Annotated in this window: 13 protein-coding genes; 10 read left to right on the forward strand and 3 right to left on the reverse strand. The window is 66.7% G+C overall.

Features of this window, described 5'->3' with window-relative positions:
* Positions 1-93: 93 nt before the first annotated feature.
* From AC2IR1_RS05965 to AC2IR1_RS05975, 3 genes are all read left to right on the forward strand, one after another.
* Positions 94-309: a putative signal transducing protein gene (locus AC2IR1_RS05965; RefSeq protein ID WP_486475368.1), complete on the forward strand. Its 216-nt coding sequence runs from the start codon at positions 94-96 to the stop codon at positions 307-309.
* Between the two features lie 3 nt (positions 310-312).
* Entirely contained in the window at positions 313-1,071 is a 759-nt protein-coding gene (locus AC2IR1_RS05970) for a tRNA1(Val) (adenine(37)-N6)-methyltransferase (RefSeq protein WP_486475369.1), read from the forward strand.
* A gap of 169 nt (positions 1,072-1,240) precedes the next feature.
* Entirely contained in the window at positions 1,241-1,411 is a 171-nt protein-coding gene (locus AC2IR1_RS05975; protein ID WP_486475370.1) for a DUF465 domain-containing protein, read from the forward strand.
* 251 nt (positions 1,412-1,662) lie between these two features.
* Here AC2IR1_RS05975 and phbB read toward each other — a convergent pair whose 3' ends face one another.
* The 3 genes from phbB to AC2IR1_RS05990 form a co-directional block, all read right to left on the reverse strand.
* Positions 1,663-2,385, reverse strand: coding sequence for an acetoacetyl-CoA reductase (gene phbB / locus AC2IR1_RS05980; RefSeq protein WP_486475371.1), 723 nt, complete (start codon positions 2,383-2,385; stop codon positions 1,663-1,665).
* A gap of 182 nt (positions 2,386-2,567) precedes the next feature.
* Complete coding sequence (locus AC2IR1_RS05985; RefSeq protein WP_486475372.1) at positions 2,568-3,743, reverse strand: acetyl-CoA C-acetyltransferase; 1,176 nt, start codon at positions 3,741-3,743, stop codon at positions 2,568-2,570.
* A 132-nt stretch (positions 3,744-3,875) separates the two neighbouring features.
* Complete coding sequence (locus AC2IR1_RS05990; RefSeq protein WP_486475373.1) at positions 3,876-4,697, reverse strand: EAL domain-containing protein; 822 nt, start codon at positions 4,695-4,697, stop codon at positions 3,876-3,878.
* 61 nt (positions 4,698-4,758) lie between these two features.
* On the opposite strand from AC2IR1_RS05990, the gene AC2IR1_RS05995 reads away from it, so the two are divergent.
* The 7 genes from AC2IR1_RS05995 to AC2IR1_RS06025 all read left to right on the forward strand — a co-directional run bounded on the left by AC2IR1_RS05995 (position 4,759) and on the right by AC2IR1_RS06025 (position 13,936).
* Positions 4,759-5,346, forward strand: coding sequence for a DNA-3-methyladenine glycosylase I (locus AC2IR1_RS05995; protein ID WP_486475374.1), 588 nt, complete (start codon positions 4,759-4,761; stop codon positions 5,344-5,346).
* Between the two features lie 420 nt (positions 5,347-5,766).
* The gene (locus AC2IR1_RS06000; protein WP_486475375.1) at positions 5,767-7,152 is read left to right on the forward strand and encodes an aspartate aminotransferase family protein; all 1,386 of its coding nucleotides are present in this window, start codon (positions 5,767-5,769) and stop codon (positions 7,150-7,152) included.
* Between the two features lie 609 nt (positions 7,153-7,761).
* Positions 7,762-9,435: an OpgD/OpgG family glucan biosynthesis protein gene (locus AC2IR1_RS06005; RefSeq protein ID WP_486476375.1), complete on the forward strand. Its 1,674-nt coding sequence runs from the start codon at positions 7,762-7,764 to the stop codon at positions 9,433-9,435.
* Positions 9,432-9,659, forward strand: coding sequence for a hypothetical protein (locus AC2IR1_RS06010; protein WP_486475376.1), 228 nt, complete (start codon positions 9,432-9,434; stop codon positions 9,657-9,659). The genes AC2IR1_RS06005 and AC2IR1_RS06010 overlap by 4 nt, the downstream gene beginning before the upstream one ends.
* A gap of 7 nt (positions 9,660-9,666) precedes the next feature.
* Positions 9,667-11,541 (forward strand): glucans biosynthesis glucosyltransferase MdoH, encoded by a 1,875-nt coding sequence (gene mdoH, locus AC2IR1_RS06015; protein ID WP_486475377.1) that lies wholly within the window; start codon positions 9,667-9,669, stop codon positions 11,539-11,541.
* Positions 11,542-11,704: 163 nt separating this feature from the next.
* Positions 11,705-12,649, forward strand: a complete 945-nt coding sequence (locus AC2IR1_RS06020) for an alpha/beta hydrolase (protein ID WP_486475378.1) — start codon at positions 11,705-11,707, stop codon at positions 12,647-12,649.
* Positions 12,650-12,769: 120 nt separating this feature from the next.
* Complete coding sequence (locus tag AC2IR1_RS06025; RefSeq protein ID WP_486475379.1) at positions 12,770-13,936, forward strand: ABC transporter substrate-binding protein; 1,167 nt, start codon at positions 12,770-12,772, stop codon at positions 13,934-13,936.
* The last annotated feature ends 50 nt before the right edge of the window (positions 13,937-13,986 follow it).

The raw sequence follows: 13,986 nt of genomic DNA on the forward strand, positions 1-13,986 counted from the left end.
CAACCCGGCTCTCCCGTAATTCGTGGCCCGGGGAGGGGACCGGACCTTCAAGGATCTGGCATTGGTCCCGGCAGTTCGCTAGTGCTTGGTGCCATGAGAGAACTTATGCGCAGCACTGATCCGACCCGCCTGGCCTTTGCCCAGGCCCTGCTTCAGGGGGAGGATATAGACTGCTTTGAAATGGACGTAAACATGAGCGTTCTGGAGGGCTCCATTGGAATTTTGCCGCGCCGGTTGATGGTGAGGGATGCCGATCTGGATGCCGCGCTGGTGGTGCTGCGCGACAACGGCATCCCGAGGGAAAGCTGATCCATGTGGGAAGAGGCGGCGCTGAGCGCCGACAAGTTCCTCGGCGGGCGGCTGGTGCTGCGGCAGCCGGCCAGGGGGTATCGTGCAGGTGTCGATCCGGTGCTGCTGGCGGCCAGCGTGGTGGCCCGCCCCGGGGAAAGCCTGCTGGACCTGGGGTGTGGCGTGGGGACGGCGGCGCTCTGTGCCGGGTGTCGCATCCCGGGGCTGCGGCTTGCCGGGCTGGAGCGGCAGGCGCCCTATGCTGCGCTTGCACGCCGCAATGCCGCCGAGAACGCCCAGGAGATGGAGGTCTTCGAGGGTGACCTTTCGGCCATGCCCGCCGCGCTGCGCCAGCGCCGGTTCGACCATGTGATAGCCAACCCGCCCTATTTCCGGCGCGATGCCTCTACCCGGGCGGTGGCCGAGGATCGCGAGGGCGCGATGGGGGAGGAGACGCCGCTTGCGGCCTGGGTCGATGCGGCGGCGCGGCGCTGCGTGCCGGGGGGGCATGTGACCTTCATCCACCGGGTGGAGCGCCTGCCGGACCTCATGACGGCCTTTGCCGAACGCCTGGGATCGCTGGAGCTGAAGCCGCTGGTCCCGCGGGCGGGGCGTGAAAGCCAGCTGTTCCTGCTGCGCGGGCGCAAGGGAGGGCGCGCGGCCTTCCGTCTGCATGCCGGTTTCCTGCTGCACGAGGGCGCCCGACACGAGAGCGACCGCAGTGACTACACGGCAGAGGCGAGTCGCGTCCTGAGAGAGGCAGAGCCGCTCACGTTCGGCTGAAACCTTCGGGATCGGCGAATAGGTGCAGGCCAAATGCGCCTTTTTCGACGGATTTGCGCATGTTCACGCTCGCTTAAGACTTCGGGAAGGATCCTGCGAGGACTCACGTGACAGAATTATGAAAATGTGGTGCACTGATCTTACTCAACCACAGAGAGGAGTTCCGATAATGAGCCTGTCTTCCCACGTTGACGAACTGAAGAAGAAACATGCCTACCTCTCGGAGGCCGTGGATCAAGCCCAACGGTCGCCCGGTATCCCCGACGAGGAGATTACCGCGATGAAGAAGAAGAAGCTTCGCCTGAAGGAAGAGATCAACCGACTGGCCACCACCCACTGAACGGCAGCCAGGGTGTCTGACGCAGGTCTGCCCCGCCGCTGAGCGCGGAGCAGCCAATCCTCAAATCCCCCAAAGGATCGGGCGGCGGAGCTTTGCGGTTCCGCCGCCCTTTCGTTTGGGCCTGTGCGTTCGGAGCTTGGGCAGGGGGTGCCCCGCCTTGGGGCGGCGGTGGTGCCGTCCCCGATGCCGAGGAAAACGGGCGCCGGGATGGCCCGACGCCCGCGAAAGGTCCTTGAAATCAGGGACGAAAGTCAGACGAAGAACTGCCCGCCGTTGGCGGTGATGGTCGAGCCGTTGACGAAGGTGGCGTCATCGGCGGCCAGGAAGAGGACGCAGCGCGCGATCTCTTCCGGTTCGCCCAGGCGGCCGGTGGGGATCTGCGCGATGATCGATTCCCGCACCTTTTCCGGCACGGCCATGACCATTTCGGTCGCGATGTAGCCGGGGCAGATGGCATTGGCGGTGATGCCGAAGCGCGCGCCTTCCTGGGCCAGGGACTTCACGATGCCCAGGTCACCGGCCTTGGTGGCGGCATAGTTGACCTGGCCGAACTGGCCCTTCTGGCCGTTGATCGAGGAGATCACCACGACGCGGCCGAACTTGCGTTCCCGCATGCCGGGCCAGACCGGGTGGATCGTGTTGAAGACACCCGTCAGGTTGGTGTTGATCACGTCGTTCCACTGGTCCGGCGTCATCTTGTGGAAGGGCGCGTCGCGGGTGATGCCCGCATTGGCCACGACGACGTCGATCGGGCCCAGGTCGGCTTCGACCTGTTCGATGCCCGCCTTGCTTTCCTCGTAGGAGCCGACATCCCACTTGTAGGTGTGAATGCCCGTTTCCTCGGTAAAGGCGGCGGCGGCCGCTTCGTTGCCGGCAAAGGTCGCTGCGACCTCGTATCCGGCCCCCTTCAGCGCCTTGGAAATTGCGGCGCCGATGCCGCGGGTGCCGCCTGTGACAAGAGCTGTACGAGCCATGGTTCCCTCCCACTCAAAAATATGTCGGTAAGACTGTTACGGATAATGACGCCGTTGCGCAATAAAATTTCTTACCGGAATCTTAACGTGCGAAGGCGTATGTTTACGTGTTTCCACGTATATGAGGCTAACCGGATGTCAGGAATATGAAAGGCGCCCGGTGGGCGCCTTTCTGCCGATTATCAGGGACGTTCGAGGCACATGGCCACGCCCATGCCGCCACCGATGCAGAGCGTGGCGAGGCCCTTCTTCGCCTCCCGCCGCTTCATTTCGAAGAGCAGGGTGTTCAGGATCCGGCAGCCCGAGGCGCCGATCGGGTGGCCGATGGCGATGGCGCCGCCGTTCACGTTCACGATCGCCGGGTCCCAGCCCATGTCCTTGTTCACCGCGCAGGCTTGGGCGGCGAAGGCTTCGTTCGCTTCGACCAGGTCGAGGTCGGCGGCAGCCCAGCCCGCCTTTTCCAGCGCCTTGCGGGAGGCAGGGATGGGGCCGGTGCCCATGATCGAGGGGTCCAGGCCGGCCGTGGCGTAGGAGGCAATGCGGGCCAGCGGTTCCAGCCCGCGCTTTTCGGCCTCTTCGGCGGTCATGAGCAGAACGGCGGCGGCGCCGTCATTGATGCCCGAAGCATTGCCCGCGGTGACCGAACCGTCCTTGGTGAAGGCGGGGCGCAGTTTCTGCATCGCCTCGATGGTGGCGCCGTGGCGGATGTATTCGTCCTGATCCACCACGACTTCCCCCTTGCGGGTCTTCACGGTGAAGGGGACGATCTCATCATTGAACTTGCCTGCGGCCTGAGCAGCTTCGGCCTTGTTCTGGGAGGCGACGGCGAATTCATCCTGCTGGTCGCGGGAAATCTGCCACTGGTTGGCGACGTTTTCGGCGGTCTGGCCCATGTGGTAGCCGTTGAAGGCATCCCAGAGGCCATCCTTGATCATCGAGTCGATGTAGGAGACATCGCCCATCTTGTGGCCCGCGCGCAGGTGCGCGACGTGAGGGGCGAGCGACATGTTCTCCTGGCCGCCGGCGGCGACGATGGCGGCATCGCCGAGCATGACGTGCTGGGCTGCGAGCGCGACGGTGCGCAGGCCGGAACCGCAGACCTGGTTGATGCTCCAGGCCGCCGATTCGATCGGCAGGCCGGCATTGATATGGGCCTGGCGGGCGGGGTTCTGACCCTGGCCGGCGGTCAGGACCTGGCCCAGGATCGTTTCGGAAACTTCGGACTTGTCGATGCCGGCACGCGCGACGACCTCGGCCAGGACGGCCGAGCCCAGATCATGGGCGGGAGTGGTCGCGAAAGAGCCGAGGAAGGATCCGACGGGCGTCCGGGCCGCGGATACGATAACGACGTTGGTCATGTAGGTCCTCCACCTGTTGAGCCACGTGACGGCGCGGCCCTTAAGGCAGGGATAGAGCAATTAACCTAGCGTCTCAACATTGCAGCGTGCGGCGGAGAGACACGGTATGCGTGTTCCCGCCCGTGCGGCGCCTCAGCGGGCTTCGGGGGCCCAGGGTGGGTGGATCGTGGGCGCGCCGAAGTAGTAGCCCTGCAGGTACTCCATCCCGTTTTCCGCAAGCCAGGCGGCATCTTCGGCGGTTTCGACCGCCTCTGCCACGGTGAACATGTCCAGTTGCTGGGCAATGATCAGAAGGGCCCGGGTCAGGACCTGGTTGTCTGGATTGGCGGCAATGCCCCGTGTGAAGGTCGCGTCGATCTTGAGGATGTCGAAGTAGAAGTCGCGCAGGTAGCGGAAGGAGGTGTAGCCGGAGCCGAAATCGTCCAGGGCGAAGGCAACGCCCCGGGTCTGCATGTCGCGCATGAAGCAGGAGACGAGCTCCGGCACCAGCATGGCGGAGCGTTCGGTGATCTCGAGGATCAGGCGCTCTCCGATGGTGTCATCCTGCAGGAGGCCGCGTTGCAGGGTGCGGATCCAGCGGGGGTAACCGATTGATCTGGCTGACATGTTTATGGCGATGCGCAGCGAGGGCTGTTCCGCCAGGGTGCGCAGGCCCATTTCGAGGGCGAGGCAGTCGATGATGCGGCCAAGCTCCGTCGCTTCGACGGCGCCGATGAAATCGCGGGCGGGGATGATGCGGCCTGCGGGATCGAAGATGCGGATCAGCCCCTCGTGGAAGGCGGTGCGGTCGGAATTGGCCTGCAGGACGGGCTGGAAGGCGAGGGTGACCTCTTCTGCATCCAGGGCACGGGCCACGGTGGCGAGGATGTCGTCATCCCGCCCGCGGATCGCGTAATTCAGCGGATCCTCCATCCCCGAGGGGATATCGGCCCATTGCGCCTTGCCTCTGGCCATCGGTCCATGCCTCCTGTCCGCAGCGCAGGGTGCGCGAGCCGGGTCAAGAAGGGGTTAAACCGTGAATTCGAACGAAGCGCATCGCTGCCCCTGGGCGGGGCCGGACGAGATCTACCTGGCCTACCACGACGAGGAGTGGGGCGTGCCCGAGCGCGATGCGCGGGCGCTGTGGGAGAAGCTGGTGCTGGACGGGTTCCAGGCCGGGCTGTCCTGGATCACCATATTGAAAAAGCGAGACAATTTCCGCGCCGCCTTCGAAGGGTTCGACCCGGAGGTGATCGCCGGTTGGGGCGAGGCGGAGGTGCAGCGCCTGCTGGCCGACCCGGGCATCATCCGCCACCGGGGCAAGATCGAGGCGACCATCGGCAATGCCCAGGCCTGGCTGAGGATCCAGGAGGGCGAGGGATTCGATCAATTCCTGTGGAAATACGTCGACGGCAGCGCGTTGCAACCGCGCTACGCGACCCAGGCGGAGGTGCCGCCGAGCACCCCCCTGTCGGAGCGGGTGTCAAAGGATCTGCGCAAGGCGGGGTTCCGCTTTGTCGGGCCCACGATCGTCTATGCCTTCATGGAGGCCTGCGGGCTGGTCAACGACCACCTGGTGACCTGCCATTGCCACGACCGGATCGCGGCAATGAAGGATTCCTGACCGCACCGTTTCGAACGTCGGTACTGCAGTGCGGCGAATCAGGGGCCGGAATGCAGGGTTAACAGCGACTTGGGGGCCAAATCGGCACGTCGGTACAACGTCGGTATTGCGTCGGTATTGCGGCGGTGCAGCGGATGGAATTTGCGCAGGTTAACGGAGCGTGCGGCAGGGCGCCGGAACGCCCGGTTGCGCCGGGTCGGCGTGCGAATGCGCACGCCGCGGGGCCGTAAATTCGGGGGTTGCCGTTCATATGGGCGGTGGCAGAGTGGTCCCGTGACTTTCGTGAAGCCGGCGCCGAACGGGCCCTTCCATCGGCTGGAGTGCTCAATATAATGAGCGCCAGGACCTGCCGGAGGGTCGTGGCCCATGCTGCCGCACCGGCGCCAGACATCAGAGACACCCAGGAAAGGGAACAGCCCCATGAACGAGATTTCGAACTCGCTGGTCGCGGCGGACATCGCCCACTCCATGCACCCCTACACCAACATGCGCGCGCATGAGAAACAGGGCCCGATGATCATCGCCCGGGGCGAGGGCGTGCATGTCTACGACGACAAGGGCAAGGAATACATCGAGGGCATGGCCGGGCTGTGGTCCGTCGCCGTGGGCTTTTCCGAACCGCGCCTGAAAGAGGCGGCGATGAAGCAGATGGATCTGCTGCCCTACTACCATACCTTCGCCCACAAGGCGCATGAGCCGTCGATCCGCCTGGCCGAGAAGCTGGCGGAGATGACCCCGGGCGACCTGAACCACTGCTTCTTCACCAACTCCGGGTCCGAGGCCAACGATACCGTCATCAAGATGGTCTGGTTCCTGAACAACGCCCTGGGCCGCCCGGAGAAGAAGAAGTTCATCGCCCGCAACAAGGCCTATCACGGGATCACGGTGGCCTCCGGCTCTCTCACCGGGCTGCCGGGCAACCACAAGGATTTCGACCTGCCGGCGATCCCCGTCACCCATGTGACCACGCCGCATTACTGGCGTTTCGCCGAGGAGGGCGAGAGCGAGGCAGACTTCACCGCGCGCCTGCTGAAGGAGCTGGAGGAGGTGATCGCGGCCGAGGGCGCGGATACCATCGGTGCCTTCATCGGGGAGCCGGTCATGGGCGCCGGTGGCGTCATGGTGCCGCCCGCCGGGTACTGGGAAGGTGTCGCCGAGATCTGCAAGAAGAATGACATCCTGCTGGTCGCGGACGAGGTGATCTGCGGCTTCGGGCGCTGCGGCACGACCTTTGCCTGCGAGAAGTTCGGCTTCCAGCCCGACATCCTGGTGCTGTCGAAGCAGATCAGCTCCTCCTACATGCCGCTGGCCGCGATCATGGTGAGCGATGCCGTCTATGGCGCCATCGCCGACAATTCGGAGAAACTGGGCACCTTCGGTCACGGCTACACCGGTTCGGGCCACCCCGTTGCCACCGCCGTGGGGCTGGAGAACCTGAAGATCATCGAGGAGAAGGGCCTGGTCGCCAATGCGGCGGCGCTGGAAGAGGCCTTCATCGGCGGGCTGCATGCGGCGTTTGACGATCACCCGCTGGTGGGCGAGGTGCGCGGCACCGGCCTGATCGCGGGGATCGAGCTGGTGGCGGGCAAGACCGCCGCATCGGCCTTTGATCCCAAGGCCAAGGTGGGCGCCAAATGTGCCGACTTCGCAGCCGAAGAGGGGCTGATCAGCCGTGCCGTGGGTGACACGATGGCGCTGTGCCCGCCGCTGATCATCACCGAGGCGCAGGTGGGCGAGGTCATCGCACGCATGACCCGGGCCATCGACCGGACCTATGACTGGGCCAAGGCCGAAGGCCTGGTCTGAGCCGGGCTGCCGCCGCGCGCGCGCCCCGGGCGCGCGGCCTGACCGCAAAGATCTGACTGCCAGGACCTGACTGCAAAGACAGACGGCGCGATCCCCCGGGGTCGCGCCTTTTTCATGCGGCGGTGCCGGGGCTGTGGCCCCCGGGCGGGGCCAGTTCGGGGGCCAGGAGGGGGCAACTCGGGGCCCTGCGGAAAACCCGGCGATATGAGCCACTTGGCCGCAGGGATGGGCGGTGCCTTGCCAGCGCGGCGGCGAAGACCCGCCGGTGCCGAATGTTTTTTGCCGCGCCGCGGAAACCGTCGGCGCTTTTTGGCTCATGACAAGTGCGATCCCTTTCGAATCATCTGGCGCAGGTGGCCCGGTTGGCGGTAAATTGCCGAGCTGCAACTACCTGCTATCCAAGGGTTAATTCTGCCTTCTGCCCTGACTTCCTCCTCCTCCAATGAACACGATTGAACTATCGGCGGCTTTTCTGCGTTGCCGCACAGAGGTTCCGGCAAGTCTTGGCCGGGGCCCGGCCCCCCCGATTGCCAATAGCGCCGAACGCGCCAGAGTTCTGGCGAGGTTCCGGGGGACCGACGGGACCGAGGTTTGATCAAGGGATTCTACATGCTGTCGAACAGTACCACTGCCCGCACCGTTTCAGTCGCGGTGCCCGTTTCGCCTGAGCGCAGGCGCCTTCTTGGCCTGCTGGCCGGATCCACCGCCGTGCTGAGCGCCGGTCTGCCCCTGATGGCGCGCGCCCAGGATGCGGCGCCCGAGGCGGCAACGGATGCGGGTGCGGCGCAGGGCACCGGCCCGGCCGAGGCGCAGACGCCGGCCTCCAGCCCGTTCAGCTTCGACGCCCTGGTGGAGACGATGCGGCAGCGCGCGGGCGAGGCCTGGAAGGCGCCGCAGGCGGCCGAGGGGTTCTTTACCGCGCTGGATTACGACGCCTACCAGCGCATCCAGTTCAACCCCGAACGCGCGCCCTGGCTGGAGGATAACGGGCGGTTCCACGTCAACGCCTTCCACCTTGGCTGGCTGTTCAAGGAGCCGGTGGAACTGTTCGAGGTGCAGCAGGGGCAGGCGGTGCCGATGAGCTTTGGCACCGATGATTTCCTGTACCACGCGCCGGTGAAGGTCGATGTGCCCGAGCACAGGACGATGCCGGGGGTGGCGGGGTTCCGGCTGACCTCTCCTATGAACCGGGCAGATCTGTTCGACGAGGTGGTGGCCTTCCTGGGGGCGAGCTATTTCCGCGCCCTGGGGCGGGGCAACCGCTACGGGCTGTCGGCGCGCGGGCTGGCGGTGAACACCGGGCTGGCGGCGGGGGAGGAGTTCCCCCGGTTCGAGGCCTTCTGGCTGGAACGGCCGGGCGCGCATGCGCCCTCGGTCACGGTCTGCGCCGCGCTGTCGAGCAAGAGCGTCACCGGCGCCTTCCGCTTTGTCATCACGCCGGGCGATCCGACGGTCATGCGGGTGGAGACGCACCTGTTCCTGCGCCAGGACGTGGAGCAGCTGGGTATCGCGCCGCTGACCTCGATGTTCCTGTACGGGCCTGCCGATCGCGGCGGTTACGACGATTACCGCCCCGCGGTGCACGACAGCGAGGCCTTGCTGGTGGAGGCCAACGGCCAGCGCATCTGGCGCCCGCTGAAGAACCCGGGACGGCTGGCCAACAGTTATTTCGAGGCGGAGAACCCGCGCGGCTTCGGCCTGGTGCAGCGGTCGCGCGATTTCGACGACTACCTGGATGCGGAGGCGCATTACGACAAGCGCCCCTCGCTGATGATCCGGCCGCGCGGCGACTGGGGCAAGGGAAAGCTGCGCCTGGTGGAGATCCCGTCGGAGCTGGAAACCAACGACAACATCGTTGCCTTCTGGGTGCCTGACGGCGGGTTCAAGAAGGGCCAGGAAATCAGCCTGGCCTACGACATGGAGTGGGGCGAAGGGCCGGGCGAAAGCGCCGAGCGGGTGGCCATCGCGGCGCGGACCATGTCCGGCCACGGCGGTGTTGCGGGCACGGAACCGGCAAAGGATCGCCGAAAATTCGTGATCGACTTCGAAGGCGGATTGTTGAGGGAACTTCCTGCGGATGCGGATGTTTCTCCTGAAGTGGAGGTCGCGGGGGGCGATCTTGTCGAGGTGGTGCTGAGCCGGATAGAGGGCACCTCCACCTGGCGGATGGTGATCGAGGTGCAGAGCCCCGGCGACCATATCGTTGAAATCACTGCGCACATGGAAGGCTTTGGCCAGGTGCTGAGCGAGACATGGGCCTATCAATGGGTGAAAGAAGCATGACACAGAACGTGATGACCGAAACCGCAATGCAATCTGGTCAGGCAGGTGTCCCGGGGGCCGTCGAGGCTGCCGCCCCGGCATCGCAGGAGGCCGAGACGCGGGCAGCCGCGATGCAGTGGGCCCCGCCGGAGGCACCGCTTGCGATGCCGCGTCAGCAACTGGAACGGGACAGCCGGGAGGCGCGCGGCCTGGCCCGCGTCCTTGGCCGGTCCTTCGCGGCCTGAGGCTGACATGAGCCAGACCGGACCGCTGCCGAAGCGCCCCGACCCGTCCCGCGACCTGTACGAGGTCACGACCGCAACGCGGGTGACCCGCGTGGTCGCAGTGGGGTTTGCCGCCCTTGCGGCGCTGATCGCCACCGGCTTCATGGCCGAGGCGGCGATGGCCGATGGCTTCGGCCTGCTGGACGTGCTGCGCAGCCTGCTGGTCTGCGTGACCACGGCCTGGCTGGCCTGGGGTGCGGCGCAGGCGCTGGTGGGCTTGCTGCCCGGGCTGGGGCGTGCCCGCCCGCAGCTGACGCCGCAGCAGATGACCGCGGCCGGGAACGACCCGCAGATGCGGCCCGAAGGCGCGCGCCCGGACCTGGTCCTGCTGGTGCCGATCTGCAACGAGGATCCGGTCGCCACCTTTTCGCGCATCGCGGCGATGGATGTGTCGCTGAAGGCGGCGGGCGTGGAGGCCGACGTGGCCGTCCTGTCCGACACCCGCGATCCTGAGAACAACAAGGCCGAGCGCGCGGCCTTTGCCAGGCTGATCCGGGAAACCGGCGGCGAGGGGCGCATCTTCTACCGCGTCCGCGAGGATGGCCGGGGCCGCAAGGCCGGCAACGTGGAGGATTTCATCCGCCGTTCGGGCGGGGCCTGGGATTACGCGCTGGTGCTGGATGCCGACAGCCTGATGGAGGGCGAGGCCATCGCGCGCATGCTGGAGAGGATGCGCGCGGAGCCCGACCTGGGCCTTCTGCAGACCCTGCCCAACATCCATTCCGCGCGGTCGGTCTTTGGCCGGGCGCTGCAATTTTCCGCCGCGTTCTTCTCGCCGGTCTTCGCACGGGGGCTGGCGCGGATGCAGGGCCGCACCGGGCCCTTCTGGGGCCACAATGCGATGATCCGCATCCGGGCCTTCGCCGAAAGCTGCGCCCTGCCGCCGCTGAAGGGAAGACCGCCGTTTGGCGGGCATATCCTGTCCCACGACTACGTCGAGGCGGCGCTTCTGGCGCGGGCGGGCTGGCGCGTGACGCTGGACGAGACGATCCCCGGATCCTTCGAGGAAGGGCCCGACAACCTGCTGTCCTTCGCGCGTCGCGACCGCCGTTGGTGCCAGGGCAACCTGCAGCATATCCGCCTGCTGACGGCGCCGGGCCTGCATCCCTGGTCGCGCTTCACCTTCCTTCAGGGCATCTTTGCCTACCTGGTGTCGCTGGTCTGGGGGCTGTTCCTGCTGGCCTCCATCGCTGCGGTGATCTGGGCGCCGCTGCCCGATTACTTCCCCGATCCGCACCAGCTGTTCCCCGTCTTCCCCGATGATCGGACCCGGCAGATCATCGCGCTTGGCATCGGGGTGCTGGGCCTTCTGGTGCTGCCCAAGTTCGCCATCCTGCTGGAGGCGCTGGCCAGTGGCCGGGCCGCGCGGGGCTTTGGCGGTTGGCGTGCCGCGCCGTCGATGGTGGCGGAACTGCTGCTGTCTTCGGTGCTGGCGCCGCTGCAGCTGGCCTATCAGTCGAAGGCCGTGCTGCAGGTGCTGTCGGGGGCCGATGGCGGCTGGCCGGCCAACCAGCGGGGCGAGGGGCGCCTGACCCTGGGCGAAAGCGTCGCCGCCGGTGGCTGGATCAGCCTGATCGGCGCCGCGGGGCTGGGCGTGGTCTGGTGGATCGCGCCGGAGCTGACGCTGTGGCTGTTGCCGGTGGGCGGGCCGATGCTGATCGCGCCGCTGCTGATCTGGGCCAGTTCCCAGCCGCTGGACAACTGGCTGTTTACCAGCCCCGAGGAAGACAGCCCGGCAGAGGTGATCACTCGCTGGCGCGCCATCCATGCCCGCTGGACCGGGGCCGACGGCCGCCCGGATCTGGAAAATGCCGCTGCGGCCAATGCCCTGCCGGCAGAGTGACCTGCCGGACCCCGCAAAGCCGCGCCATGGCTCCGCCGGATCGGGCCGTGGCGCGCGGGTGACCCCTTCGGCGGCGTCTTGGCCAATGTCGCCGGGGCGTGGTTTACATCCCCGGCACAGGGCCTAAGTCTTCGCAAAAGAGTCGCAAAGGGGCCGGGCGGGCATGGCGAAGACATCCACGGTGAAATCATCGCAAGAGGCGCCTTCGGGCGCGCAGACCGGGCCCCTGGAGGGTGTGCCTGCAGGGCAGGGGCCGCTGGCGGGCGGCGGCATCGACAGCAGCCTCGACTGTGGAATCAACTGGGCCGATGCCTTCGACAACATGGCCCATGTGGCGCAGGCGGCGGAGATGATCCGCGCCGGCAGCGAGGAGGCCGCGGCCTTCCGCGAGAATGCCTCCAACGCGGAATTCGACCTGGCCTACGGGACGGGCACGCGGCAGGTGATGGATATCTTCTGGCCCAGTTGCGACGAGCCGAAGGGCCTTTCGGTCTTCCTGCATGGCGGCTACTGGCAGAAGCTTTCGAAGGACGACTGGTCGCACATGGCGGCGGGCGCGCTTGCGCGGGGCTGGGCCATGGCGGTGCCGTCCTACACCCTGGCGCCGGAGGCCCGGCTGGGCGAGATGGTGCAGGAGGTGGCGCGTGCGGTGACGCTGGCGGCGGATAAGGTCGAGGGGCCGATCCGCATCGCGGGCCATTCCGCGGGCGGGCACCTGGCGATGCGGCTGGCCTGCGCCGACAGCCCGCTGCCGGCGGAGGTCCTGTCGCGGGTGGAACGTGTGGTTTCCATTTCCGGCCTGCATGACCTGCGGCCCCTGCGGCTGAGCCCGATGAACGCGGTGCTGGGCATCGACGCGGCGGAGGCACAGGCCGAGAGCCCGGCGCTGCTGGCGCCTGCGGTGCCGGGGCCCCGGGTGATCCTCTGGGCCGGTGGCGAGGAGCGGCCGGAGCTGATCCGCCAGACCGCGCTGATGGCCGAAGCCTGGGCCGGGCGTTCGCCCCGGCTGGTGCGGCTTTTCGAGAACGGGCGGAACCATTTCGACGTGGTCGAGGGGCTGTTCGATGCGGCCTCGCCGCTTGTGGAGGCCTTCCTGGGCCGCGACTGATCCCGCGACAGGGATGGGGGAGAAACCGCTTGCCAGAGCGGCCCCGGCCCGTTTTGATCCGGTTGGAGAGGCGAAGATCAACTTCGCCCGGGGCCCCGAGCCCCCCAACGGGAGACAGAGATGAACCGCACCAAGCTGGCCGCAGCGCTGATGATTTCCTCGGCCATGGCCGCCGCCATGGCGCCCGCGATGGCCGCCGCCGAGACCCTGAAGATCGGCATCCTGACCACCACCTCCGGCCCGCCCGCCGTGCTGGGCGAACATGCCCGCGATGCCGCTCTGCTGGCGGCGGAACAGCTGGGCATGGTCGGCGGCATGGAGACCGAGGTGATCGTCGTCGATGCCGAGGGCAAGCCCGACGTGGCCGCCCAGAAGGCGCGCGAGCTGGTGGAGCGCGACGGCGTGCAGTTCGTCATCGGCCCGATCTTTTCCAACGTCATGGGCGCCATCGCCGCGCCGGTGACCGAAAAGGCCTTCCTCATCAGCCCGAACGCGGGGCCGTCGGTCTATGCCGGGGAAGGCTGCCTGCCGAACCTCTTCGTCGCGGCCTACCAGAACGACCAGATGCCCACGGTCATCGCCAAGCACATGAACGACGAGGGTATCGGGGATGCCTTCATCCTGGCGCCGAACTACCAGGCCGGGAAGGACAGCCTGAACGGGTTCAAGTCGGTGTTCGATGGCGCCGTCACGAGCGAGCTTTACGTGCCGCTGGGGCAGCTCGACTATTCCGCCGAGCTGGCGCAGATCGCGGCGATGCAGCCCTCTGCCATCTATGCCTTCCTGCCGGGCGGCATGGGCGTGAACTTCGTCAAGCAATACGATCAGGCCGGGCTGAAGAGCATCCCGCTGATGACAGCCTTCACCGTGGATGAAACCACGCTGCCGGCCGAACAGGATGCGGCCCTCGGCATGTTGTCGGGGACCAACTGGTCGCCCTCGCTCGACATCCCGGCATCCAAGGACTTCGTGGCAGCCTTCGAGGCGAAGTACGATTACGTGCCCGCGCTTTACGCCGCTTCGGCCTATGACGCGGTGATGCTGATCGACAGCGCGGTGCGATCGGTCGGCAACGTGACCGACATGGACGCCCTGCGCGCGGCGCTGGAAGAGGCCGATTTCACCTCGGTCCGGGGCGACTTCAGCTTCTCCTCCAACCATTTCCCGGTGCAAAACTTCTACCTTGCGGAAGCGGTGAAGCGCGAGGATGGCAAGTACCAGACCCAGGTGGTCGAGACCGTCTGGGAAGACTACGCCGACGCCTACGTCGACCAGTGCAAGATGTAAGCCCCGGGCTGGGCTGAAGCGGGGCCGGGCATGGTCCGGCCCCAAGGTTT

This window comes from Pseudooceanicola sp. NS-SX8 (assembly GCF_057380755.1).

Bases quoted from the DNA above. Each gene is read 5' to 3' on its own strand.
- AC2IR1_RS05965 (WP_486475368.1), top strand. From the start codon at position 94: ATGAGAGAACTTATGCGCAGCACTGATCCGACCCGCCTGGCCTTTGCC.
- AC2IR1_RS05970 (WP_486475369.1), top strand. From the start codon at position 313: ATGTGGGAAGAGGCGGCGCTGAGCGCCGACAAGTTCCTCGGCGGGCGG.
- AC2IR1_RS05975 (WP_486475370.1), top strand. From the start codon at position 1,241: ATGAGCCTGTCTTCCCACGTTGACGAACTGAAGAAGAAACATGCCTAC.
- phbB (WP_486475371.1), bottom strand. From the start codon at position 2,385: ATGGCTCGTACAGCTCTTGTCACAGGCGGCACCCGCGGCATCGGCGCC.
- AC2IR1_RS05985 (WP_486475372.1), bottom strand. From the start codon at position 3,743: ATGACCAACGTCGTTATCGTATCCGCGGCCCGGACGCCCGTCGGATCC.
- AC2IR1_RS05990 (WP_486475373.1), bottom strand. From the start codon at position 4,697: ATGGCCAGAGGCAAGGCGCAATGGGCCGATATCCCCTCGGGGATGGAG.
- AC2IR1_RS06000 (WP_486475375.1), top strand. From the start codon at position 5,767: ATGAACGAGATTTCGAACTCGCTGGTCGCGGCGGACATCGCCCACTCC.
- AC2IR1_RS06005 (WP_486476375.1), top strand. From the start codon at position 7,762: ATGCTGTCGAACAGTACCACTGCCCGCACCGTTTCAGTCGCGGTGCCC.
- AC2IR1_RS06010 (WP_486475376.1), top strand. From the start codon at position 9,432: ATGACACAGAACGTGATGACCGAAACCGCAATGCAATCTGGTCAGGCA.
- mdoH (WP_486475377.1), top strand. From the start codon at position 9,667: ATGAGCCAGACCGGACCGCTGCCGAAGCGCCCCGACCCGTCCCGCGAC.
- AC2IR1_RS06020 (WP_486475378.1), top strand. From the start codon at position 11,705: ATGGCGAAGACATCCACGGTGAAATCATCGCAAGAGGCGCCTTCGGGC.
- AC2IR1_RS06025 (WP_486475379.1), top strand. From the start codon at position 12,770: ATGAACCGCACCAAGCTGGCCGCAGCGCTGATGATTTCCTCGGCCATG.